Annotated in this window: 23 protein-coding genes; 9 read left to right on the forward strand and 14 right to left on the reverse strand. The window is 34.6% G+C overall.

Annotated features, from left to right (window positions below; all coding sequences use genetic code 11):
* Window positions 1-103: 103 nt before the first annotated feature.
* The 4 genes from LV842_RS10540 to LV842_RS16095 are packed head-to-tail and all read right to left on the reverse strand — an operon-like array spanning window position 104 to window position 4403.
* Window positions 104-907: a hypothetical protein gene (locus LV842_RS10540; protein WP_233111406.1), complete on the reverse strand. Its 804-nt coding sequence runs from the start codon at window positions 905-907 to the stop codon at window positions 104-106.
* A 27-nt stretch (window positions 908-934) separates the two neighbouring features.
* A complete protein-coding gene (locus LV842_RS10545; RefSeq protein WP_233111407.1) occupies window positions 935-3205 on the reverse strand; it encodes a glycosyltransferase in 2271 nt (756 codons plus the stop codon).
* 37 nt (window positions 3206-3242) lie between these two features.
* On the reverse strand, window positions 3243-4271 hold the full coding sequence (locus LV842_RS10550; RefSeq protein ID WP_233111408.1) for a glycoside hydrolase family 130 protein: 1029 nt from the start codon (window positions 4269-4271) through the stop codon (window positions 3243-3245).
* Entirely contained in the window at window positions 4272-4403 is a 132-nt protein-coding gene (locus tag LV842_RS16095; protein ID WP_262909411.1) for a hypothetical protein, read from the reverse strand.
* Window positions 4404-4569: 166 nt separating this feature from the next.
* Between LV842_RS16095 and LV842_RS10555 the strand changes: the two genes are divergently transcribed.
* The 5 genes from LV842_RS10555 (at window position 4570) to LV842_RS10575 (ending at window position 7222) form a co-directional block, all read left to right on the forward strand.
* The gene (locus LV842_RS10555; RefSeq protein ID WP_233111409.1) at window positions 4570-5130 is read left to right on the forward strand and encodes a helix-turn-helix domain-containing protein; all 561 of its coding nucleotides are present in this window, start codon (window positions 4570-4572) and stop codon (window positions 5128-5130) included.
* Window positions 5131-5233: 103 nt separating this feature from the next.
* Window positions 5234-5452 carry a CsbD family protein gene (locus LV842_RS10560; RefSeq protein ID WP_233111410.1) on the forward strand — a complete coding sequence of 73 codons (219 nt, stop codon included), beginning with the start codon at window positions 5234-5236 and terminating at the stop codon, window positions 5450-5452.
* A 138-nt stretch (window positions 5453-5590) separates the two neighbouring features.
* Entirely contained in the window at window positions 5591-5809 is a 219-nt protein-coding gene (locus LV842_RS10565) for a hypothetical protein (protein ID WP_089859432.1), read from the forward strand.
* Window positions 5806-6075: a heme oxygenase gene (locus LV842_RS10570; RefSeq protein ID WP_233111411.1), complete on the forward strand. Its 270-nt coding sequence runs from the start codon at window positions 5806-5808 to the stop codon at window positions 6073-6075. Before LV842_RS10565 ends, LV842_RS10570 begins: the two co-directional genes overlap by 4 nt.
* A gap of 43 nt (window positions 6076-6118) precedes the next feature.
* Window positions 6119-7222: a calcium:proton antiporter gene (locus tag LV842_RS10575; RefSeq protein ID WP_233111412.1), complete on the forward strand. Its 1104-nt coding sequence runs from the start codon at window positions 6119-6121 to the stop codon at window positions 7220-7222.
* A 769-nt stretch (window positions 7223-7991) separates the two neighbouring features.
* Here the strand turns inward: LV842_RS10575 and LV842_RS10580 are convergent.
* Both LV842_RS10580 and LV842_RS10585 read right to left on the reverse strand, forming a co-directional pair.
* Complete coding sequence (locus tag LV842_RS10580; protein WP_233111413.1) at window positions 7992-8600, reverse strand: chloride channel protein; 609 nt, start codon at window positions 8598-8600, stop codon at window positions 7992-7994.
* Window positions 8601-8626: 26 nt separating this feature from the next.
* Window positions 8627-9862, reverse strand: coding sequence for a cation:proton antiporter (locus LV842_RS10585; RefSeq protein ID WP_233111414.1), 1236 nt, complete (start codon window positions 9860-9862; stop codon window positions 8627-8629).
* 244 nt (window positions 9863-10106) lie between these two features.
* On the opposite strand from LV842_RS10585, the gene LV842_RS10590 reads away from it, so the two are divergent.
* From LV842_RS10590 to LV842_RS10605, 4 genes are all read left to right on the forward strand, one after another.
* Window positions 10107-10571 carry a hypothetical protein gene (locus tag LV842_RS10590; RefSeq protein ID WP_233111415.1) on the forward strand — a complete coding sequence of 155 codons (465 nt, stop codon included), beginning with the start codon at window positions 10107-10109 and terminating at the stop codon, window positions 10569-10571.
* 101 nt (window positions 10572-10672) lie between these two features.
* Window positions 10673-11758 carry an efflux RND transporter periplasmic adaptor subunit gene (locus LV842_RS10595; RefSeq protein WP_233111416.1) on the forward strand — a complete coding sequence of 362 codons (1086 nt, stop codon included), beginning with the start codon at window positions 10673-10675 and terminating at the stop codon, window positions 11756-11758.
* 15 nt (window positions 11759-11773) lie between these two features.
* The gene (locus LV842_RS10600; protein ID WP_233111417.1) at window positions 11774-14935 is read left to right on the forward strand and encodes an efflux RND transporter permease subunit; all 3162 of its coding nucleotides are present in this window, start codon (window positions 11774-11776) and stop codon (window positions 14933-14935) included.
* Entirely contained in the window at window positions 14928-16394 is a 1467-nt protein-coding gene (locus LV842_RS10605) for a TolC family protein (protein WP_233111418.1), read from the forward strand. Before LV842_RS10600 ends, LV842_RS10605 begins: the two co-directional genes overlap by 8 nt.
* A gap of 277 nt (window positions 16395-16671) precedes the next feature.
* Here LV842_RS10605 and LV842_RS10610 read toward each other — a convergent pair whose 3' ends face one another.
* The 8 genes from LV842_RS10610 to LV842_RS10645 all read right to left on the reverse strand — a co-directional run bounded on the left by LV842_RS10610 (window position 16672) and on the right by LV842_RS10645 (window position 25116).
* On the reverse strand, window positions 16672-17223 hold the full coding sequence (locus LV842_RS10610) for a GNAT family N-acetyltransferase (RefSeq protein ID WP_233111419.1): 552 nt from the start codon (window positions 17221-17223) through the stop codon (window positions 16672-16674).
* Window positions 17224-17239: 16 nt separating this feature from the next.
* Window positions 17240-18580, reverse strand: a complete 1341-nt coding sequence (locus LV842_RS10615; protein ID WP_233111420.1) for a serine hydrolase — start codon at window positions 18578-18580, stop codon at window positions 17240-17242.
* 35 nt (window positions 18581-18615) lie between these two features.
* Complete coding sequence (locus LV842_RS10620; RefSeq protein ID WP_233111421.1) at window positions 18616-19587, reverse strand: D-2-hydroxyacid dehydrogenase family protein; 972 nt, start codon at window positions 19585-19587, stop codon at window positions 18616-18618.
* A 39-nt stretch (window positions 19588-19626) separates the two neighbouring features.
* Window positions 19627-21000 carry an alginate export family protein gene (locus LV842_RS10625; protein WP_233111422.1) on the reverse strand — a complete coding sequence of 458 codons (1374 nt, stop codon included), beginning with the start codon at window positions 20998-21000 and terminating at the stop codon, window positions 19627-19629.
* A gap of 214 nt (window positions 21001-21214) precedes the next feature.
* A complete protein-coding gene (locus LV842_RS10630; protein WP_233111423.1) occupies window positions 21215-21808 on the reverse strand; it encodes a short chain dehydrogenase in 594 nt (197 codons plus the stop codon).
* Window positions 21809-21946: 138 nt separating this feature from the next.
* Window positions 21947-22957 carry an NAD(P)/FAD-dependent oxidoreductase gene (locus LV842_RS10635; RefSeq protein WP_233111424.1) on the reverse strand — a complete coding sequence of 337 codons (1011 nt, stop codon included), beginning with the start codon at window positions 22955-22957 and terminating at the stop codon, window positions 21947-21949.
* A 381-nt stretch (window positions 22958-23338) separates the two neighbouring features.
* Window positions 23339-24169 carry a DUF5694 domain-containing protein gene (locus tag LV842_RS10640; protein WP_233111425.1) on the reverse strand — a complete coding sequence of 277 codons (831 nt, stop codon included), beginning with the start codon at window positions 24167-24169 and terminating at the stop codon, window positions 23339-23341.
* A gap of 86 nt (window positions 24170-24255) precedes the next feature.
* Window positions 24256-25116 carry a helix-turn-helix domain-containing protein gene (locus LV842_RS10645; protein ID WP_317207297.1) on the reverse strand — a complete coding sequence of 287 codons (861 nt, stop codon included), beginning with the start codon at window positions 25114-25116 and terminating at the stop codon, window positions 24256-24258.
* Between the last annotated feature and the right edge of the window lie 348 nt (window positions 25117-25464).

A 25464-nucleotide genomic window follows, 5' to 3' on the forward strand; every position in this document is an offset into this window, starting at 1 on the left:
TATTTGAAAATTTGAGAAGGATAGAAATAACCTAAAGACTGTTTATCAAGGCAATTTTAGGTGAATCGTATCATGCTATTAATTTATGAGGTTAAAATTGTTTTTAAATGCTATTAATCTTTCTTCTATCCTTACCATCAATCCATCTTCCTAGCATTAATTGTTCTGAGGGAGATTTATCTTTATTCATGCTCAAAGCTTTTAATACTACATTCCAAAAACTAAGTCTTTCGCTGAATTCCTCTTTATAGTTTTTTAAAGCCTCAATATATATTCGTTCATACCTTTTAAGTTTATCACTATTTTTGATTTTTGGAATGTTTATAATAATGTTCTGCATGATCTCTGATAGATTTTGAGGAGAATGGGTTTTGATAGAGTTTAGCTCTATTTTGCAAATATTTAAAAGTGAAATCATAATATGAAAAAACTCATCATACATATTACAAATGTTTGCTCTCCAATATAGTAATTCTTCGTTGGGGAGAATTTGATGTCCTAATAGCTCCAGTTTTTCGTAATTGTCTTCAATGGTTTTTACGAAAATTTTATTCTGCTGCCAAAACAAAGAAAAATTAAAGTGGTTTGCTTGTACAGTATTTTCCTTTATGTATTCAATTTGGAGTTTGATATACATAAGACTTTGATTTATCTCATTGATAATGGTTTCCCAAAGAATATGTTGAGTCAATGTACAGTTGGTCTTAAAAATCAATCGGGATTTTTTATTTATTTTTTGCAGTTCTTTTAGTATGCGAAGAATTTCTTCCAGATCTTTATTTAAGGCGATATTAGTATTTCTGATATAAAGCAATGAGGCAAACTCAGCGTGAGAGATTTTATTCAAGCTGTTTTTTTTATTGAGTAGACGGAATTTAGTTTTTCTTTTATTAAGTGTATGTTTCATTTTAATCATCAAAGGAAGTTATTTATTCTATTGAAATTCCAGACTAAGTCTTGCCATCAGATAACTGACGGTAGATTCTGCACCCTGATTGAGATTTACATTTTTTTCCTCAAGCCCATCATAGCAACCTCCTGTTGCAGGGTTATAAACGATTTGACTCAAATGATTTTTTCCTAAAAACCAATTGAATGAGTTATTCATCATTTGTAAATATTTTTCATCATGGAAAACTTTGTAAAATGCAGATAATGCCAAAACCGTATAGGCGACATCAATAGGCTGTTCTCCACCAATTGGAGTGTTATTTTCAGTTTTTTCTTTTTGCATCCAGCCTTTGTTTGATATTACTTTTATATTATTGTCAATCATAATTTTAGATAACAAAAACTGGAAAGATTCTTCCGCAATTTGTTTGTAAAGCTCGTCTTTGGTTGAAATCCAGGCACAGAGTAAAGCTTCCGGTAATACGCTGTTTCCGTAAGTCAGATAATTCTCAAACCAATGCCAATCGTCTTTTGCTTCGTGTTGATACATCTTCACTAAACGATTCGCAAATTGTTTTAACAATGGAAGGTTTTTTTCTGAGTTTTGATAATGCAATCCTTTAATAATAAAAGCCATTGCTCTTGTAGAATGGATTTTTTCTGCCCGGATAAGATTTTTTTGAATGATTTCCTCTGCAGTTTCAGAAAACTCCTGTGGCAAAATTTCTTTTAATGAAATCAAATAACCTAAAGCCCAGATTGCTCTTCCGTTGGAATCCTCAAGATTAGTCTCATAGTTTTGACTAGTGAATTGTTTTTGTTCATTTACATAATTCAGAAAACTTCCGTCTTTTTGCTGGCAAAACTTAATCAAGTTTAAATAAATTGAAATCAATTGCAGATCTGCTTTGTCTTTACTGATTTGAAAATGCTTGCAAATAGCAATCATCGCCCGTGCATTATCATCCAGCGTATATCCTGAATTGATATCTGGTTTACTGATCTTTGAAAACTGAATCATCCCGAAATCGGTTGTCATATTTTGAATATGCCCAAGATTGATTTCCGGTAGAGTATAATTGAGTTCTGTTCTAATATTTCTAAATTTCTGAAATAATAAAGCGTGTAAAATAGATGAATTTTCCCAGGCTGTCGGAGCCATTTTTTCGAGTGATTTTGAACGTAAATCTTCCCGTTTGCTTTCATTTTCTAATAATGTGTTTACTGCAACAGACAACTGTTCCGGAGCTTCGAAATCAATAATAATTCCGGCATCTTCCTTTAAAACTTCCAAAGCGTGTGGAATTGGAGTAGAGACAATGGCGCATCCGCTGCTGATTGCATAGGAAAATGTGCCGCTTACAGCCTGGTTTCTGTCTTTTGACGTGAAAAGATAAACATCGGTAAGCTGAAGATATTCTAGTAATTCCGGAAGTGGCAGATAATCATTGATAAAGCGGATGTTGTTTTCCAGATGAAGTTTACAAGTAAGATCTTCCAAAAAATCACGGTATTTTTCGCCTTCGTGCCTTACTATTGCAGGATGTGTTTTGCCAAGAATTAAAAAAATAACATCAGGATTTTTAGCAATGATTTCCGGCAAGGCTTTCAGTGTGGTTTCAATATTTTTTCCGGAACCTAATAATCCGAAAGTGGAAAGAACTTTTTTATTCTTAAGATTATACTTTTCTTTCAGCGCAATTTTGTCTGTGAAAGGCAAAAGGTGCGTTCCGTGAGGGATTACCGTTATTTTATCAGGAGAAATTTCATAATCATTCGAGAGAATGTCTGCGGAAATACTAGTCATTACAACAAGAGATTTTGCAAAATAGGCAATTTCTTTCACCTTTTCCTTTAGCTCTTTATCAGGTTTTGGCAAAACAGTGTGAAAAGTGATGATAACATCTTTTTTTAAGTTCTTGAGAAAAAGAAACAATCCATTTCGGGTTTCATTAAAAAAACCGAATTCGTGCTGAAGCATCACCAACTCAACTGTGTCGTTTTTATTGATCTTTGCAGCCAATTCCAAATAAGAAACGGCATCTGAGATATTTAATTTATACTCGGGGTATTCTTTGTACTCATAGTTTTCCTCTTCTGTTTCTATCGGGCAAACCATCGCATTGAAAGATTCTCCGAATTTCGAATGAAGAGATTTTATAAGATCCTGTGTATAAGTGGCAATTCCGCATACCTTTGGAGGAAAAGTGCTTACAAAGACAATGTTGGTTTTATTATAGATTTCGTGTTTTTTGTCATTATAAGTTTGTCTAATTGCTTTATCCTCCACGTCTGAATTAATATTTTTATTCATTTTTAATTTCTTTTAACCGTATTCTGCCTAATCATCTTTATACAGCGTACATCATTAACTCTTTCAATAGTTTTGAAATATTGAGTGATGCAACAGCTATCCTTTCGTCTGCAGCTCCATAATAGATATACAGTCTGCCATTTTCTACAATGGTTCCTGTCGGGAAACACACATTGTTGACTTCACCCTTCAGCTCCCATTCTTCTTCGGGTTTGAAAAGCGGATAGGGAAGTCGGGAAATTTCTTTTTCCGGGTTTTCAAGATCCAATAAAGCTGCACAGGCGTTGTAAACATAACCGTTAATGGTATCATAAACACCGTGATAAATCATTAGCCAGCCGTATTCTGTTTCTATTGGCGGACATCCGCCTCCGATATAACTTGATTCGTGATCATATTTCGGAGATAAAAGAATGTGAGCTTTAAAATGTGAAAAGTAATCCTGCCAGAAATCAGAATTCAGATCTTCGATATTTTTTACGCTGACGATCTGAATTTCAGGTCTTATCCTGTGAATGAAATAAAATTTATCGTTTATTTTTCTGGGGAAGAAAATCAGATTTTTATCCCATAAAAAGATGGGGTCACTGTCAGGATTATTGATTTGAAATTCATTGTATCTTCTATACTTATCCGGGATTAAACCCTCTGATTCCGATAAAAGCTTAAACTCTTTATAAGAAATTTTCGGAACAATAATTTTTTTGTTTTTAAAGTATTTAAGATCGTTTGAAGTCGTTAATGTTCCTAAGGCATTGATGCCGTCATAACTTGTATAGGTCAGATAAAATACATCATCTATTTTTACAATTCGGGGATCTTCTACACCGTGTTTTTCATATTCAGATTCAGGAACAATGATGGGTGAATCTGACCGTTTTTCTACCGTAAGCGGATCTGACAATACACAATGCCCGACAGTTGAGAAATTACCTTTGGCCACGGCGCGATAAAACAAATGTATTTTGCCATCTTCTTTAATGACGGCAGGATTCAGAACTCCTTCGTTTTCAAAACTTAAATTGGTTTTTCTGAGTATAATTCCTTCTTTTTTTATTTCTACCATTTAGGTTGTTGCGTTGCGAATTTCATTTTCTTTGTCTTTCCTTTTGTTTTGCTTGTCTTCCCGCTTCTCTTTTAGTGATTTTGCCGCAGGTGTTTTATCTGTTTTTTTCTTTGTATCCTTTTCTTTTGACATTTCAAAATATTTTTATTCTATGTAAAGGTCATCCATTAAAAAAGGAAAGGTTTGTAATAGTCTTTCAATTTGTTACATAAATCATAGATATTAAAATTTAAAGGACTAACTTTGAAAGAGTGGCTGTCAACATATAGATTGACAAACTCGAAATACTGTGAGGATTATGAAGTTATATATAAAATATATGGTAAGCCTGCGCTGCAAAATGGTGGTTCATCAGGAGCTTGAAAAACTGAATATAAGAAATGCCGTAGTAGATCTAGGACTTGTAGAAATATTGGATGATATTACGGATGAACAGCGACAATTGTTAAAAGAAAATCTCCTCAAAACCGGACTTGAGTTATTGGATAATAAAAAAAGCATTCTGATCGAAAAAATAAAAAATGCAGTCACAGAAATGATCCATTATTCCGAATCTCTTCCTCAAGAAAATTTCTCAGATTATATCAGTGAAAAGCTTGGCTACGATTACACTTACCTTGCCAATACATTTTCTGAAGTAAAAGGTATGACTTTGCAGCACTTTATCATTATCAATAAAGTGGAAAGGGTAAAAGAGCTCCTTTTGTATGATGAACTCAATCTTACTGAAATCTCTTATAAACTCAATTACAGCAGTGTTGCGCATCTTTCCAATCAGTTTAAAAAAATAACAGGACTTTCTCCTTCTTTCTACAAACAGCTGAAGCAAAAACGGCTGAAAAATTTAGAAGACTTATAAAAAGTGTGATATATGCAAATCTACTTTCGAAATGTATAACAGGATAAGACTAAAATAGATCACCTTTGGCTTGTAATAATTCTGTTACATATAAATTCGAATTATGAATACAAGTCACAATAAAGCTCATGAGGCTTTTAAAATTACAGGAGATTGGAAAGAACAATCGAAACAATTAAAAGAAAAATTTTCACAGCTTAAAGATTCAGATTTAGTGCTTGAAAAAGGAAAAGAAAATGAATTGCTGGGAAGATTAGAAAATAAACTAAGCAAAAGCCGTGAAGAGGTTATTAAGATTCTTAATAATACTCAACTTTCATAATGAGCATATTAAATCCAGAGAAATAGTACATATGTTTTGATGGATTTAATAGAAAAAGGGGCAGGTGCTTTTAAAGCCCCTGTCCTTTTTTATTTGAAAATATCCTACTATGTTATGCTCCATTTAAATAAAAAAAATATGAGACCACCGGATAATTTGCAGAATCTTACAAGAAAGATTTTTAAAGTTACGGGTAAAATTCAGTCTTCACATCCAGAATTGTATTTCCTGTTGAATGAAACGCCTCTGTTTATGTCTATAAATCAGGAAGATATTACGGTTCAGGATCTAAAGCAATATCTTTCGTCTATTAGAATGCAGCTTGTTACCTTTGAGAAAGAAAAAATAAAAAAATGAAAACAATTATATTATATAAATTTAAAAACTCTGTTACGCAGAAAATGCCTCTTCTGAAAGAAAAAAGTCTGCTTAGTTCACTTAATGATCTGATGGCAATTGAGCTTCTGGATACAGAAATAATAACGGAATATACAATGGATGTTCCTGACGATTTTAATTTTGAATACCACACCGATGAAGAATTGTTAGAATTATGCAAGACTTCTAAAAGTTTTATTGATTATCATTTTGTAACAACTTTGAACGACTATGATGTCATCTGATTTTACGAATCGAAGTTTTCAATCATCAGATAATTAAAATTATATGAAAAAAAAGATCTACCTTTTAGGCTGGACGATAATTGCCCCCATATTGGCTTGGATTGCTTATTTGCTGCATTATTCGCTAACGGGACATTTATATTCTTTAATCCTCACTTTCTTTCTTATAGGAGCCGTTTTAGCAGCGGTTTATCATTCGGAAATCATTGCTTATCGGGTAGGCGAGCCTTATGGAACTTTACTTTTGGCTTTTGCGATAACCGTGATAGAAGTTTCTCTTATTATTTCGATAATGCTGAGTTCAAAAGGTTTGGAAACAATTAGTCTTGCGAGAGATACGGTCTTTGCTGCTGTGATGATTATTCTTACAGGGATTATCGGTATGTGTATTGTTGTTGGATCAATCCGTTATAAACAACAGGTTTTTACGCTGCAGGGTGTAAGTACTGCAATGATTACACTTGTTGTGATTGTAGTATTTATACTTATTCTTCCAAATTACACGACAAGTCACAGTGAAGGAGAATATACTTCATTGCAGTTAATCTTTATTTCTGTTATCTGTCTACTATTATATATAGGTTTTACAATGGTTCAGACCATCAGACACCGTGCTTTTTTCATTGCGCCCATTCCTAAAAATAATGATGAAGAGAATGAAGAGAATGAGATCCTTCCTGAAAAACCCACTCGAATGATGATGTTTTACAGCATTATATTTTTGATTTTATGTCTGGGAATTGTCGTTCTCTTAGCTAAATATCTTTCAAAAGATGTTGATAACCTTGTATTCAAAGTCGGAGCTCCAAAATCTATCGTTGGAATTATTATAGCCGGAATTGTTTTATTACCGGAAGGAGTTGCCGCAATCCGTGCTGCATATAATAATCGCCTACAAACGAGCCTTAATCTGGCTTTTGGATCTGCATTGGCAAGTATTGGTCTCAGTATTCCAGCTGTAGCTGCGGCTTCAGTAGTAGGTGATTTCAGGATGACACTAGGTGTAGATTTAAAATCGATGCTTTTGTTAGGATTATCTTTATTTATAATTACGATTTCGCTGGCAACAGGACGTACCAATATTATGCAGGGATTAGTTTTGATTTCGATTTTTCTCCTTTATCTTTTTACGACACTTGTTCCTTAAAAATTTAGATAACTATATTTTTTGATGTGCCAAATAAAAAAATGCAAGTGGTTATTTATTTTAAAATCAATGCAGTTATCAGCATACAAATATATATTTCTCTTCTAAAATAAAAGCCCGATTTGGTATATTCATTATATGCCAAACTAAAAAATAAAAATGGCGCTAACTGTCTTCAGTTGGCGCCATTTGGCTGTTTGTGACCTTGACGAGCGTATCTTCAAACACTTTTATAGATGATTTAATTAGTTTGAGCCAAATTAAACAAGAATTAGCTATTCCAACGCTGGCACTAAATTTCTTATAGTTGTAAAGTTTTGGTAATATAATTTTAAGTATGTAAAACAATCGAAGTTGATATAGTTGAAGTTTATTTTGCTTCGATTGTCTTTTATTTTTTAGTAATCGAATCAATAAATCTGATGGAAGAGATGTACATAGGTGATAAAATAAAAAACCATAACTTCTTGCGTTGTTATTTTATTGTTATTTGCGTTTAGGAATTTAATGATAGATGCCTTCAAAAAATAAGAATATATCTTCCCAGTTGTTATTCCCCATATGAAAACAGATAGATCATATCATTCTTTTTGTCTTCTCTTGATCTGTTATTAAGGCTTTTTTTGACTTTTTTTCTTCTCGTACTTGTATTCATATAAGGCAATTTGACCTTTATGATCTTCTGAAATCAAATATAGTATCGCGAACTTCTCCTTCTTTTTGATAGGCCATTATTTTTTCTACTAATATATCATCGGAAATATAGGAGCTAAAGGTCAGGTAAGTGCTTGAAAGCTGATGCAATTCCGGCTGTGGCACCGGCTGCCAATAACAGTGTTCTCTCTTTATATCCAAGTCTGTAGGTTTGGGCATAATTCGATCCGATAGCAGAACCAGTTACCGCAATAGGACTCTCCAAACCTGCGGATCCTCCCAATCCTACAGTTACCGCACTTTGTATAATTTGAGAATACATCTTTACTGAAGATACGATGCTTGAGTTTTGTGCAATCTCATAGAGTATTGCTCCAATACCTTTTCTATCCTGGCCTTTAAACAGGGTAATGACGATCATGGTGGTCAGAACAATTCCTAAGAATGGAAATACAAGATAGAACAGAAGCTGGTATTCAAAATGTACTCTATGAGTGATAAAATAATGAATGTTGTGAACTAATGTTTTCAGAATCACTCCTGCCAGTCCGGCTGTACATCCTACAAGAATACCGGAGAGTAAAAGAAATTGACTTCTGTTCAACCTATTATGCAGCCAATGAAGCACAAGCTCATAACTCCTTGCTTTTTCAAGCCCGTATTTCTGAAAGTCTCTTTTAAACTTAAGAAAACTTAAGTATTTTTTTCTGTTATGAATTTTCATCAGCGTTGGTCTTACCTGAAGGCATTTTAAGAGGTTAATTTTTTGATTACTTTTTCCACAGTGATTCCCTGTATAAGAATTGAGAAAATTACAATGACAAAGGTAATGGATACCAGAATATCTTTATAGGGATTTTGCGGTAAAGATAGTGCCAAAGCAATAGATATTCCGCCTCTTAATCCTCCCCATGTCATAATAAATAGGGATTTTGTCCCAAAAACCTTTTTAAATCTGAATAGAACAGCAGGAACATATAAGGACACAAAACGGGCGATCAGAATAATTATTGCAGTAATAATACCAATAGCCAGATAACTCATGTCAAAAGAAACGATAACGATTTCAAGTCCAATTAGCATAAATAAGATGGCATTTAATACCTCGTCGGTTACTTCCCAGAATTTGCCCAGGTAATCGCGGGTAATATCGCTCATTGCCAGTTCTTTTCCTCTATTACCAGTCATTAACCCTGCAACTACCATGGCTAAAGGTCCTGAAACATGGATGGAATGGCAAAGGCTGTAACCACCCATTACCATGGCTAATGAAATTAAAATCTCAGTTTGAAAATGATCTATGGATTTCATGAGTTTATAGCCTATGAAACCGATAACAAGCCCTATAATAACGCCGCCAATGGCTTCATGAATAAAAAGCATTCCAATTTCAGCAGGTCCAAAGTTTTCCGGTCCTAGAGTGGCTATCTTTAAAATAGTAACGAAGATCACGACTCCAATACCGTCATTAAAAAGAGATTCTCCAACAATATTGGTTTCTATATTTTTTGACAGATTTGTTTTTTTCAGGATACCCATTACAGCGATGGGATCTGTAGGAGAGATCAAAGCACCAAACAAAAGACAGTATATAAGAGGGATATCCTGATGAAACGCTGAAAGAAGATAAAATAAACTGTAACCCACTACCAGTGTGGATATTAATGTTCCGATAGTGGCAAAACTAATGATGCTTTTTGCGGATTTTTTTAAGTCTGGAATAGAGACATGCAGAGAACCTGCAAATAACAAAAAACTTAAAAGAATACCCAATAGAAACTCTGAAAAATCAATTAATGCCAGCTTTTCGCGGATCATTTCTGTGAAACCTGAAGAAAAATATCCGGTAATAATCACACCAGTAGCTGCAAATACTCCCATCATCATCAGACTGATTCCGGAAGGAAGCTTTAAAAATTTTATATTGAGGTAAGAAAAGAATGCTGCGAGCGTGATTAGAATAGAGAAGATTAGAAATAACTCCATACAGATATTTTTTTTGTGCTGCAAAAATACTTAAAACTAGCCTAATTATTGAATTTTAATTGTATAAAAACCTTGGTTTAACTTTAAATTGCAATAGTTTTAACGTATTTGTTCTCCTAAAAGAGTTGGTTAGCATTAATTTTTTATAAATGTTTCAGTAGGCTTTTAGCCAGTATTCTTTTAACACTTTTTTAATCCCTATTATTTGTAATCGTTTTGAAGTTTGCTTACATTTGTGCCTGCGATGAAAGGGAAGTTTTATCAATATCTATGCAGTTTGTTATTTGCTCTATTAACCGTCTTGGGATGGTATTACGGGCAACTTCAACAATACATATCTGTTGAGAACAATAATGAATTAGGTTTTCATTTCACTACGGATATTTGTAATACATGCCATAAAAGTCACGAGAAGTCATTCGTATTAGTTAGAGAGCATGAAGGTGAGGACTTATATAATATCAGCCGCCCCCATTACAGTAAACTTCGTGCAAATCTTTCTGAAAATGACAGTGAAAATGATGAAAATGTAGAAACATCAGGGACTTCGGAACTAGCCTTGTTTTTAAGAGGCGATTTCTGGCGTTTGATTTCCGGCTTCGTTATTACGTTTCATGATAAACAAAATGCAGTTTCATTCGCTCATTTCGAACATTTAAAACTATTTTATGATGATCTGTACATCCAGTACAGGGTCATCCGACTGTGATTTTATACTATTTTTTCCGAAAAACTTTAAGGTTTTCATGATCTGTTCTGAAAACCTGTAACTCTATTTTTCAATTTTAAAATATTATAAAAATTATTATCATGGTCAAGAAAAGTCTCATGTATCTCAATCTGTGCCTTATTCTGTTGTGTCTAAGCTGCCAATCTGAGAAAAAAGAAAAAAAAGAAACAGCATCTTTCAATGTGACGAGTCCGCTTGTAAAAGATACCTTAATTAATAAAGATTATGTAGCGCAGATCCGCTCAATCAATCATATTGAGCTTCGCGCCCAGGAAAAGGGATATATTCAGGAGATTTATGTAGATGAAGGGCAGTATGTTCAGAAAGGACAGCTTTTATTTAAAATTATGCCCAATCTGTATGAATCTGATGTAAATCGTGCGAAGGCAGAAGCTAAATACGCTGAAATCGAATATCAAAACACTAAAAATCTTGCAGCTAAAGATATCGTTGCTCCTCAAGAAATGGCAATGGCAAAAGCAAGGTATGAAAAAGCGAAAGCTGAACTTTCATCAACCAATACTCATTTAGGATTTACAGAAATCCGTGCTCCTTTCACAGGAATTGTTGGAAGATTACATGTAAGAAAAGGAAGTCTTGTAGATGACGGAGAGTTGATTACTGAACTATCTGACAACAGCAAAATGTGGGTGTATTTCAATGTTCCGGAAGCTGAATATCTGAATCAGATGAGTGACAGAACAACTAATAATCCGATGCACGTTCGTTTGAGAATGGCCAACGGAAAAGAATTCACACAGGAGGGTGTTGTAGAAACTATTGAATCTGATTTCGATAATGAAACCGGAAATATTGCTTACCGAGCTACTTTCCCGAATCCAAAGGGATTATTAAGATACGGTGAAACCGGAAATGTTGTGATCACATCTCCTTACGCAAACGCGTTAATGATTCCTCAGAAAGCAACTTTTGAAGAATTAGAGAAGAAATATGTTTACGTTATCACAAAAGACAACAAAGTAAAAGCAAGAGAAATAAAAATTGCAGCCGAATTACCGCATCTGTATGTTGTAGCTTCAGGTCTTGGAAAGGACGAAAGAATCCTTCTGGACGGTCTTAGAATGGTTCAGGAGAATCAGACGATCAGTTCAAAATTCCAAACCCCTGAAAAAGTAATGTCGAATCTGGACCTGTATGCCGAGTAATTAAAAAGCAAGATTATGTTTAAAAAAGTAATACACCGACCGGTATTTGCCATTGTAATATCGGTTATTATCCTCTTTATAGGAGGTTTGGCGATTAAGCAGCTTCCTACCGAACAGTTTCCTAAAATTGCTCCTACTACAGTTGCTGTTACGATTGCCTATCCCGGAGCGAGTGCCGATGTTTTGGTTAAATCTTCATTGATTACGATTGAAAATGCCATCAACGGAGTCCAGGGGATGCGTTACATCACAACCGATGCAACGAGTGCCGGAGAAGCAACTGTAAACGTTATTTTTGATCCCGGAACCGATCCTAATGCGGCCGTTGTTTTGGTGAAAACAAGAGTGGATCAGGTAATGCCGCTTCTCCCTGAATTGGTGCAAAAAGAAGGAGTTGTAGTAAACCCGATCCAGCCCAGTATGTTGATGTACGTGAACTTATATAGTACGAACAAAAGCATGGATGAAAAATTCCTTTACAACTATGCTACCGTCAATATTATTCCAGAAATCAACCGTATTCACGGGATTGCAAAATCTCAGATTCTGGGAAGTAGAAGATATGCCATGCGTATCTGGCTGAATCCTGACAGAATGCGTGCTTATTCGATTTCTGTGGATGAAGTGATGAAGGCAATCGGTGAACAGAGTATCATAGGGCGTCCCGGAAGAATAGGGCAGAGTTCCGGTATCGCAGCACAATCCCTAGAATATGTTCTAACTTATAAAGGTCAATATAATAAGCCTGAAGAATATGAAAATATCATCGTCCGTTCCAATTCAGAAGGAGAAAATATTAAGCTTAAAGATGTTGCAAAAGTTGAGTTGGGAAGTGAGTTTTTTGATATTTATTCAAATCTCGACGGACATCCTTCTGCTTCTATTGTGTTAAAACAAAACTACGGAAGTAACGCCAATGACGTTATTAAAGATGTAAAAGCCAAGTTGGAGGAAATGAAAGGAAATTTTCCTCCGGGAGTTGATTATAAGATCAGTTATGATGTTTCGCAATTCTTAGATGCATCAATTGAACAGGTAATGCATACTCTAAGAGATGCCTTTATTTTGGTAGCAATTGTAGTTTTTATTTTCTTAGGTGACTGGCGTTCAACCTTAATTCCAATTATCGCTGTTCCCGTTTCGTTGATCGGAACCTTTTTTGTGATCCAAATGTTTGGAATGTCAATCAATTTGGTAACCCTTTTTGCGTTGGTTTTAGCGATCGGAATCGTGGTTGATAACGCGATTGTAGTGATTGAAGCCGTTCACGCAAAAATGGAAGAAAGTGACATTACACCTTATAAAGCCGTAAAAGAAGTAATGGGAGAGATCGCAGGTGCGATTATCGCGATTACAGCGGTAATGGTTGCCGTATTTATTCCTATTTCCTTTATGACAGGTCCTGTAGGAACTTTCTACCGTCAGTTTTCCATCACGATGGCGAGTTCTATTGTAATTTCTGCAGTTGTAGCTTTAACATTAACTCCCGTTTTGGCGGCAATGTTATTGAAAAATCATCACGGAAAACCTAAAAAATCTAATATTTTTACTAAAGCTTTAAATTCTTTCAACAAAGGATTTGATAAAGTTACAGGAAAATATGCTTCATTCCTTAGAAAAATTGTAACCAGAAAAGTGGTGACATGGGGAATCTTAGTCGCTTTCTGCGTCGGAATTTTTGTTGTGAATAAAGCGCTTCCGGGTGGTTTTATTCCCAATGAAGATCAGGGAACAATTTATGCGATTGTGCAAACGCCTCCGGGTTCAACACTGGAACAAACGAATAAAGTTTCGAGAGCATTGCAGAAAATCTGTCAAGGTGTGGATGGAGTAGAGTCGGTTTCATCTTTGGCGGGATACGAAATCATGACGGAAGGTCGTGGTTCTAATGCAGGAACGTGTCTGATTAACCTGAAAAGCTGGAACGACCGTGAGCATAATGTAAAAGAAATCATGGAAGAGCTTGAAGAAAAATCAAAAGATCTTGGAGCTACAATAGAATTCTTCGAACCACCTGCAGTTCCGGGTTTCGGATCTTCGGGAGGTTTCTCCATGAGATTGCTTGATTTGAACAGAACGACCAATTATCAGGATTTTGATAAAGTGAATAAAGCGTTCATTGCTGAGCTTAAAAAACGTAAAGAATTGACTGGGGTATTTACCTTCTTCGCAGCTAATTATCCTCAATATGAATTGGTTTTCGATAATAATGCAGCGATGCAGAAAGGTGTTTCCATCGGAACAGCCATGGAAAATTTGAATATTTTAATTGGTAGTACGTACGAACAAGGGTTCATCCGTTTCGGGCAGTTCTTTAAAGTCTATGTTCAGTCTTCCCCTGAATTCAGAAGGCTTCCTACCGATATTTTGGGACTGTATGTGAAAAATGATCATGGAGAAATGGTTCCTTATTCAGCGTTTATGACGATGAAAAAAACACAGGGACCAAACGAAATTACCCGTTATAATATGTACAACTCAGCGGCAATCCGAGGACTTCCGGCTGAAGGATATACAACAGCGGATGCGATTCAGGTAATCAATGAAGTAGCGGCAAAAACATTACCTCACGGGTACAAAGTAGCCTGGGAAGGATTGTCTTATGATGAAGCACAACGTGGAAATGAAGCGATCTATGTATTCCTTGTGGTTTTGGTATTCGTTTATCTGGTTTTGGCAGCACAATACGAAAGTTTTATTATTCCGTTTGCGGTATTATTTTCATTACCGGTCGGAGTTTTCGGATCTTTCTTATTGTTGAAAGCAATGGGGTTGGAAAATGACATCTATGCACAGGTAGGACTTATTATGATCATTGGATTATTAGGTAAAAACGCCGTACTGATCGTGGAAGTTGCCGTGAAAAGGCGACAGGCAGGAGATTCTATTCTGGAAGCAGCCATCGAAGGATCCAGAGCCCGTTTCAGACCGATTTTAATGACCTCATTTGCGTTTATTGCAGGATTGGTCCCTCTTGTTTTCGCAGGTGGAGCAGGTGCTATCGGAAACCATACCATTGGTGCTTCTGCGTTAGGAGGAATGTTGATAGGAACGCTTTTCGGAGTTATTGTAATTCCTGGGCTCTACTACATTTTTGCCAAATTATCTGATGGTAGAAAAATGATCAAAGACGAAGACGAATCACCATTAAGCGAAGACATGATCCATTATGAATAAGAATAAAATATATCAATATGCGGGAACAGCATTCTTTTTATTAAGCCTCGCCGCATGCAAACCTATAGACATACAACAACGTGCTGAAAACAGGACGGTTCCTGAAAAATACACATTGTCGGAGAATGACACTATGAACACAGGAAAATTAAAATGGGACGAATATTTTAGTGATCCTCATCTTCAGACACTCATTAATCAGGCATTACAGAATAATCAGGAACTCAATATCATCCTTCAGGAAATTGAGATTTCTAAAAATGAAATTAAAGCGAAGAAAGGAGAATATTTACCTTCTGTAGGCTTAAAAGCGGGAGCTGGAGTTGATAAGGTAAGCCGTTATACCAATATCGGAGCAATGGAAGCCAATACTGAAATGGAACCCGGAAAAGAAATGCCTGATCCTTTATTTGATTTCGGAGTGGGAGTACAGGCAAAATGGGAAACCGATATTTGGGGGAAACTTCACAATGCAAAAAAAGCTCAGGTTCAGAGGTATCTGGCAAGTGTAGAAGGAAAAAATTTCATGATCACGAACCTTATTTCTGAAATTGCCAATTCTTACTACGAATTGCTTGCTTTGGATAATGAGCTTGTTATTCTAAATCAAAATATTAAGATTCAGAATGATGCACTGGATATTATTAAAGAATTAAAAAAGAATGCCCGTTCCAATGAACTTGCCGTGAAGAGATTTCAGGCACAGGTTTTAAAAACACAGGGAATGCAGTATGATATTCAGCAGAAGATCGTAGAAACTGAAAATAAGATCAATTATCTGGTTGGAAGGTTTCCTCAGCCTGTGGAAAGAAGTCAGGATTTTAATTCGATTGTACCACAGACGGTCTATGCCGGAATCCCTTCAGAGCTGTTGGAAAACCGTCCGGATATCAAACAGGCTGAGTATGAGCTGGCTGCCTCAAGACTGGATATTAAATCTGCAAAAGCAAGATTTTATCCTTCTTTAGATATTGGTGCAGGTGTTGGATTACAGGCCTTCAATCCGACCTATTTGATTAAACCTGAATCGTTTCTGTTCTCTTTAGCAGGTGAACTGACTGCTCCGTTGATCAATAGAAGTGCTATTAAAGCTGCATATTATAATGCCAATGCAAAGCAGGTTCAGGCGGTTTATCATTATGAGCAGACTGTTTTGGGAGCTTATATTGAAGTGGCGAATCAGCTTTCAAAAATTAAGAATCTGAAAAACAGTTTGGATATCAAAACGAAGGAAGTGGATGCTTTGACAAAATCCATCGACATTTCTAACGATTTGTTCAAATATGCTAGAGCTGATTACATGGAAGTGCTTTTGACCCAACGTGATGCGCTGGAGTCAAAGTTTGAATTGGTTGAAAAGAAAGTTGATCAGTTGAAAGCAAGTGTAGCGGTATATAGAGCTCTTGGTGGCGGTTGGGATAAGAATCTACCGGCTTCATCAGATGTTACTTCTCATTAATATTTTATAGTTATTTTAAATTAAAGGAGCTTATCGAAAGATAGCTCCTTTTTTTATTAAGTAATGATATAATTTAAGATCTTATTATTTTTAAATAATTATATAATTTAGTGGAGTTGCTAATTTTGTTAAACACTTCTCAAGAGCTACAAAGCTCATTACTACATTTTTTACAATACAATTTAAATATCCAAAACAATCGAATTTAACATGGTTTGTCTTTAGTAATAATATTTATATTGTCGTGATAATTTTCTAGAAATGCTTAGCAAGAGTACTACCTATCACTATTCCATTCTCTCTGTAGCATTGCATATTGGTATTCACTTCCCCATTTACCTTTGAAAAATATGTTTTCAATAAAATGTCCTTCTTTCTTAAAACTGATACTTTGTAGCAAATTTATCGAGGCGATATTTTCAGTATCAACTATTGCTACGATTCGATGTAGATTTTTTGTTTCAAATAGGAATTTTACAATGCCTGTCAATGCCTCTTTAGCAATGCCATTTTTTTGTTCCAAATGAGATATTGTAATTCCTATTTCTGCTATTCTTTTATCATAAGTATCGAGTTTGATTGCGCAATCTCCAATTAGTTTACCTGTTTGAATTTGCTCAATACCATATTGTACCCATTCTCCCGGTTTACCGAAAGACTTTGACGAATTGTCTATTATAAACGACTTTAGTTGGTCTATATTCATTACATCAAAACCTTGATATTTGACTACTTCAGGATTTGACCTGTATATAAATAAATCCTTTAAATCGTTTATTGTAAGATGTCTTATCAATAACCTGTTTGTATGAATGTTTAATTCTTTCACAATTACGTATAATATTTTAATTTATTTTCTTTGCCGGGATTGCTTTACCACCATCGGTTAAAATTAGTTCCGTTATACTTCCTGAAGAATCTTTTTTAAAATCGATAAATACGTCTGCTCCTTTTATAAAAAATGATTCTTCATTTCTAGCAGTAAGCAAAACTTTATCCTGACCAGTTGCTTGCCCAAAAAGTTGCCCATTTTCGGTAGTAATCGTGACAATGATCTGTGGTGCGATTTGATATGTTCCAATATATTTTTTCAATATTTCAGAACTAACGGATACTTCTTTCAATATTTCAGGTAATTTGTATGGTTTATCATAAATAATGGCTAAAATATTATTGGCTATGTCATTGATAATATAGTTCGGAATATTATTAAGTATTATTATGTTCAAATGGTCCTCGAGAACTCTTCCTGCATAGGAAGTATATCCAAATGTAAGTCCACCATGTGCAACAAGTGTTTTCCCGGCAAAATTGTTAATGTAATTTCCATATCCGTACTTATTTTTATAGGGTGTTATCATTTTTATATAGGATTCTTGAGAAATAACTTTGCCCGATGATAATTCTGTTAACCATTTGTCCAAATCGGCAGTTGTTGTGTACATGCCACCAGCGGCATAAGAGACGGTGGGATCAAATTCATCCGACTCCTTATTATTTTCTTTTGAGTAAACAATATAGCCTTTTGCCTTGGCTGACTTTTGAAGCTTATTGAAATCAAACCCCGAAGATTTCATTTTAAGCGGTTTAAAAATCATTTGCTCAACAACTTTCTCATAGGGCTTATTTGTTAGCATTTCAATAATATATCCCAGTAAAATATAATTTGAATTACTATATTCAAAATCACTGCCTGGCACAAATTTCAAAGGTTTATCCTTGAATGTATTTATCATATCCTTGTGAGTGATTGGTTTCATCGCTTTGGTTTGCATAAATTCCCTATCATCAGTATAGTTAAAAATACCTGAAGAGTGAGTCAACAAATGTTCAATCCTGATTTTATCACCATTTGGATAGTCAGGAAAGTACATACTAACTTTATCGAGAAGGCTTAATTTCTTATGTTCCTGTAATTTTAGAATAATAGCAGCAGTAAATTGTTTAGTGACAGAACCAATCTGAAAAATCACATTGGGATCATTGGGAAGATTTTCAGTAATATTTCTTAAACCATATCCTTTATTAAGAAGAGTTTTACCTTTTTGAGTGATGAGAACTGTACCATTTAATTTTCCTGTTTCCGAATATGCTTGCATTAATTGCTCTAATTTTTGCTCCTGTGTTTGGGCAAAAATTGTAGTAGTCAGCATTGTGATAATGAATGTTATTACTATTTTTTTCATTTTAGATAATTTTTTTGCGTTTATTAGTGATTGTTTTACAAAGATTCTAATACTTCTGGATTTGCAATGTTTGTTAGTTTTCCATTTATAAAGTCCAAGACATTTTCGAATGCATTTCCAAAATACAATTCGTAACTGTTTTTTTCAACGTACCCTAAGTGAGGAGTACAAATCACATTAGGAAATTTAAGCAATTCATAATTTTTATCATAAATTGGTTCCTGCTCATAAACGTCGACTCCTGCGTACGATGGTTTTCCAGCTTTTAGACTCTTTAATAATTTTCCTTTTTCGATTAATTCTGCTCTGGCTGTATTAATCAGAATAGAATTATCTTTCATTTGGAGTAAGTCAGATTCTTTTACTATGCCGAATGTACTTTCATTGAGACGAAGATGTAGCGTTACAATATCAGCATTTTTAAAAAAGTTTTCTTTTGAATTTGCTTTCTCAAAACCATGTTCAATAGCTTTTTCTTGTGACAACTCGCTTCCCCAGACTATTACTTTGGCGCCAAAAACCTTAGCATATTGGGCAATACGCTGACCAATTTTTCCATATCCCCATATTCCTATAGTTTTTCCATGGATTGTCGAGCCAATATTTGTTTGCCATTTTCCATTTTTCATTCCTTCTATTGCATTTGGAATTTGCCTTACAGTATTAAGCAATAATGTCCAAGCTAATTCTGCTGGGGCAATAGGGGAGCCTATCCCTTCAGCAACAGCGACTTTATATTTTGTGCAATCAGATAGATTTAGATGGTTAGAGATTTTCCCGGTCTGACTGATTAATTTTAAATTCGGCAGCAAGGAAATAAGCTCCTCATTTATTGTAGTTCTTTCGCGGGTTAAAACAATAATGTCAGAGTCTTTTAACTTTTCTGCTAATACTTTTACATTTTTTTCAGTGTTATGAAGAATCTCAACGTTCTGATCTTTCAAAAGTTTAAAGCAGTCAAGCTTTTCAATTGCATGTTGGTAATCGTCTAAAATTGTAATTTTCATAATCTTGAAATTAAAGGTGATTTATTTAATGATTTTCAGTTACCATTTGAATGTGGTCTTGAAAGATAAATACAGAATATCATCGCCAACTCCTGTAGTTTTTGGATAACTTCCCACTTTAAAATAGGAAGCATCTAAAGCGAATGAAAGATTACTGTCTTGTTGGTAATTGGTTTCCAATACATAATATTGCCCCAGCGTTTTCTTCTCGGAATTAAACAACGAGTTTGGCTTTGGTCTGTTTTGAATCATACCGGGAGAATATGTACCGTCTTGATTACTATTCCTGGCAAGGAAAAATGCTTCTGCTAAAATGTTTAACTTTTGAACCGGATTGATTTTTATATAAGGATATATACTCAACATGTTTGTAGCGCCAATAGGAGCTGCTAGACCATATGCAGGTTTTGCATACAGAAGATTGTATGTGTTCAGCTTATTGTCAGTCTTATTCTTATCTCCTGATGCCAGATTTGCCGCAAATCCTATGATTCCTTTTTTAGAAGGGAATACAGTTATATTGACATCTGCCAGAATATTGTATGCTTCAATAAGAAGGTTATTAAATTTTCCGGTTTGATAGGCACCTTCTAATTCGAAATTAGCAGTTTTTAAATTTGAGAATAAACGTATTCCACATGTATTACGATTTTCAAATCCTGATTGATAATTATACATTCTGTCCCTTGACTGAAAATTTATTACATAATAATCCAATCCTATTTTTTTGTTGAAAAGATATTGTGTTCCATATATTCCAAAAAGACCGTCATGCATGCTTTCATCATCGAATACATATTTTTTTGAGATGACTTTAGATACTGCAAATAAATCAAGAGATCCATTTGGAAATTTTCTTTTAACGGTAAGCCCGTCGAATGACTGTCTTGTATTCGGCCCTTCTCTTACGGTAATTACCCTATGATTTCCAAAATGAATTTCCTGAAATCCTAGTCGGAAATTCCAATTTGTAAGTTTTAATTCGGCAAATGCCTGGTGTAAGCTCAGCTGGTTCTCTTCAATTTCCGGAACTGCAGGGTTGTCATTGAAAAAGCGTGATGTATTGTTCAGTTGCATAAAAACCCTAAAATTTTTGCCTAATTCGATATCTGTATGCACCATTAGGCGATGCCAAAGTTGTGTAACATCGGTATCTGAGTAGGTTGGAGGTACATCGCCAAAATTGATATTGTCATAATATTGGAACTGTTCACGTAATTCACCCCCGAACGAAATGAAATAATTGTTATCCAGTTTGATATATTTTAAATTATCTAATTTCTTTTTGATGGTATCATTTTTCAATGATCTAAAATCATCATTGTATCGTACGAGACTTATTTTATTTTGGGCCGAAGTTTTTTCAATTGCAAACAAACTTATTAACAAAGTTATAATTATATGTTTTCTCATTTTCTTATGTATTATATGTACTATTTTATACCTTCATTAATAAATTACTGTAAGAAATACCGAATAGCTGATACTAATTTTGATTTAAACTTAAATTCTAGATTTTTTATAGGGGTATAAAGGATCCAAATATCTTTTATATGAATAGAAGAAATAAAGAATCCGCAGTCCACTACCAATACTATAGCAACCTGCGGATTTTTAGTTCTTGAAACTATGGTTTAATAATATGTCCGGTTACTTTTCCGAATACACTTTTTCTAAACATAAATTCCAATTGTCTCATAGTAGTTGGAATTTCTCCGGGGAAGTAAGGGAAGTACTGTGGTGAATCTTCAATCACAGTTGGGCTTACTGCATTAATACGGATCCCATTTTCCAATTCAATAGCCGCAGCTCTTACAAATCCTTCTACAGCTCCGTTAGCAGCTGAAGCATTGGCAAAGTTCACTTGCGGTTCATGGGTTAATGCTCCGGTAATTAATGTAAATGATCCTTTGGGGTTAATGTATTTTTGTCCAATCAATACCAGATTAATCTGACCCATCATTTTCCCTTCAACACCATTTCTGAAGGTCTCATTGTTCAGTTTGCTCCATGGACCGACAAATGTTGGACCGGCAGTTGAAATTAATGCGTCAAATGCTCCCACTTGTCTAAACATATTTTCAATTGATTCGGTTGAAGTAATGTCGGCTGTGATATCACCTCCTTTTGAAGCAACTTTAATAACTTCATGCTCTTTCTCCAGAGCTTTTACTAAGTATGTTCCCATAGTGCCTGTTGCACCTACGATGATAATTTTCATAACGATGAATTTTTTTTAAGATTAATTTGTTTTAATTTCCTTTAACAAAGGTATTTTAGTATGCTGTCTTGATGTTAGGACAATATTTGAGTTAAGTAGGACATTTTTTTAAATGACCTTAATTGAGTTGGATAGAGCTTAGAATTGTTCTAATATCAATTTTTTACTGGCAGCGATTCCTGCGGTAGTACCCGTTGCGACGGCATTGGCAACGGTTCTCATTCGGGTAGTATTATCGCCAGAAGCATAAATACCGTAGATAGATGTTTCTTGAAATCCATTTACCTTTAAATATCCATCTTCAGTAACTTCACATCCAAGGACTTCTGGTATTGAGCAATGCTGTATAAATGGACGGGGAGAATACAATGCAGTAAGTGGTAAAACCGTATCGTCATTAAAGACCATATTTTGGATATGACCGTTGATATGATCCAGCTTTTTAATTTCCTTTTCAACAATCTTTATGTTATGAGATTCCAGCTTTCGAACCTGTTCGGGGGCTAAGGTTGATTGTCCATTAGTGTAAATCGTTAAATCTTTTGTCCAATTACTGATCATTTTTGAAAGTTCGTAAGCATAATCGCCATTGCCAAGAATACCTGTTTTTTCATTACGCACTTCATATCCGTGACAATAAGGGCAATGCAGGACAGAGATTCCCCAACTTTCTGAAAACCCAGGAATATCAGGCATTATGTCTTTAATTCCAGTAGCGAAAATCAGTTTTTTCGCGGTATACTTTTCTCCGGAGGCCGTTTCTATCTTAAATGTATCTTCTGTTTTTACTCCTTTTACTGCCAAATCATCTGTAAAAGTTACAGTGTTATACATTTTTACCTCGTTCTTGCCCATTCCTGCAATAATTGCCGGGATTTCACCATCCTGAGTCAAAAAATTATGAGAATAGGGAGTTTGGGAATTACAAGGTTTACCGCCGTCAATTACCAGGACTTCTTTCAGTGCTCTTCCTAATGCCATTGCTGCAGCAAGTCCAGAGTAGCTTCCGCCAATGATAATTACATCAAATTGTTTTGTAGTTGTTTTCATAATAAAGTTCTTAAACGGAAATGGAAAAGTGGTTGCAAACATCCCAAAACCAAATTGTTTAATAAATTTTCGTCGTGTTAGGTTGTTCTGGTCAGCCATCTAATGTAGTTTTAGTAGCAATTTTTATATTGCATGTTTACTTGTGGTCTTTTGTGCTGAATTGGCGCATAATAAAGTCAACAAGAGGAACTCCGATAAATACAATAAAAGGAACCAGTATTATAGTTAGGATGAATGTCCGTTGATAAATTGGGAATGTATTTAATGTCTTACCGAACAGAAATAAAAAAAGCGTGATTGATGGATAAATGGCTAGCCATATTTTTAGTGAGGCCATTAGTTTCATTTTTGTTTTCATAATGATTTTCTTTTAAATAAGTTTATAGAGCAAAATTACTTCGGCAGAAAACCATTGTGTTAGGACAAAGTTGAGAATGAGTAGGACTATTTTAGAATTTTGGATAGTGAAGGGATGATATATTATTTTAGATATTTATTTACCCTTTGCAATTTATACTCAGGGGAGGAATTAAAGAAAATGTTTAGCAAGTTCATATGTCCGGCGCCATAGATTACCAGAATCTTATCCGATGCATTAGTGTTTATTTTTTGGATATTACGGAAAATCTTCAGATTTCTGTTGAACCACCAGCCTGTTGTAAAATCTACTCCAAAAAAACTATTATTTTCCGTTTCATATTTAAATGTACCTACTAAATAATTGCCTAAATCCTTTTTTAAGTTCTTAGGATTGTTGAGTTCCTTAAGTTGAGCGATGATACCTTTCGTCTTGAAGATATCCTTTGAATAATGAATAAGGGATGTATCTGGATTTTTATAAAAGAAGTCGGTGAATTTTTTTTGTACAATTGTATCGTTTGCCAAAAGACTATCGATGTTTTTGTAGTGATGCCCCCAATCGTTAACGCAATAGAGTTTTTTTAAATTTAATTTTTTGGCAATTCTAAAACCAATTTGTTGGTACTCTTCACGATTAAGTTCGTAATTACCCTTCAGGTAACAATTGTATAACGAATCTATTTTATGTTGCAATACGGGATCTACTTCAATTGCAATAACGGTGGGTTTAAATTTTGAAATCTTTTGTACTATTGTACGGATTTCATCCTGATACTTTTTATCAAGAACATCTATCTGATTATTTTTCTCGATTTTCTTCACATCTCGGTTATGAAACGCAAAATGGAATGTGCCTAAGGTCAGAACTTCTTTTTGTTTTGTCTGAGCAGATGTAACTGCTGCTATAAGTACTAATAGCAATTTAAAAAAGGAGATGATTGTTGTTTTCATATGGTTTTCTTTTGAGATAATTTTGTTAAGCAAAATTACTTTTCGTTAAACCATTTGATTAGGACAAAAACTAGAATCAATAGGACTTATTTGAAGTTTTGCCTATATATTTCGGGAGATACTGTTGTCTGTTTTTTAAAAAATCTGGTAAAATAGGAAGGGTCCTCATAGCCAAGGTTATATGCAATCTGGCTGACCTGGTTGGATGTAGCCAGTAGTTGACGTTTAGCTTCAAGAATAATAGAGTCGTTTATAATTTCAGACGGGGTTTTATTTAATAGGGATTTGGTAATGGCACTCAACTGATACGAAGAGAGGTGTAGCAAATCAGCATATTGTGGCACTTGTTTGTGTGTACTGATGTGTGCCTCGACCAACGCTAGAAATTGCTCTAGTTTTTCCTGTGTGTATGGATTACTAGCAGCGGGTGTTGTTACTTTTTCCTGTCTTTGTCGAAGCAGTTCAATCAGGAATATGCTCAGATTGGCTTTCAGAACTTCCTGGTATCCTTTTTCTTTTTCGGTGTATTCTTTCAATGCGTTCAATACAATGTTTTCAATTTTTGCAAACCCTTCAGGTTCGAGTCGGTACGTATTGTATTGTATCAGTTTTGTTAAATGATTTTGTGAGGCACTATTGTGTGAGTACAGAAAATCCGTTTTGAACTGAATAAGATAGCCTGTTCCTTTTACTTTCAAATTAAGACGGTGTACCTGTCCGGGACGCATGACAAAAACAGTATGTTCTTGTATATCATAATGGGTGAAATCTATCTCATGCTGGCCAGCCCCTTTTTTTATTATCAAAATATAAAAGAAGTCGTGCCTGTGGAGTTCTTGCACCATATCATGCTCGGCAAGCAACGGTGCAATATCCCTAATAAAATAACTACTGGAAAATTGTGGCTCATCTTGTGAATGTATGTTTCTAACAGGTATGTCCTTCATCTAGAAAAAAATAATATCAAATGTAATATTTTATATTTAGCACTCAAAACAATTTGAGTGATGAGAATAGAGAATATTTTCATCAATGTCCGCACTGATGATTGTTTTTTTCATGATTTTATAATTTTTTGAATATAGGATATTAGGTTTTAAAACCGAAAAAGAAATTTAAAATTTGAAATTAACAATCTGTAACACACAGCTCATTTTACTTCTTTGGTCTGAATTGTAAATTCCAGTGATATTGACCACCCAATTCCAATTTAAAGTGATCATGTAATTTCAGATTAAATTGACCACCCTTTTTTTGATAAAAACTACTGTTTTTTATGTGTCAATTAGTATTCA

This window comes from Chryseobacterium gwangjuense (assembly GCF_021311115.1).
GTDB lineage: Bacteria > Bacteroidota > Bacteroidia > Flavobacteriales > Weeksellaceae > Chryseobacterium > Chryseobacterium gwangjuense.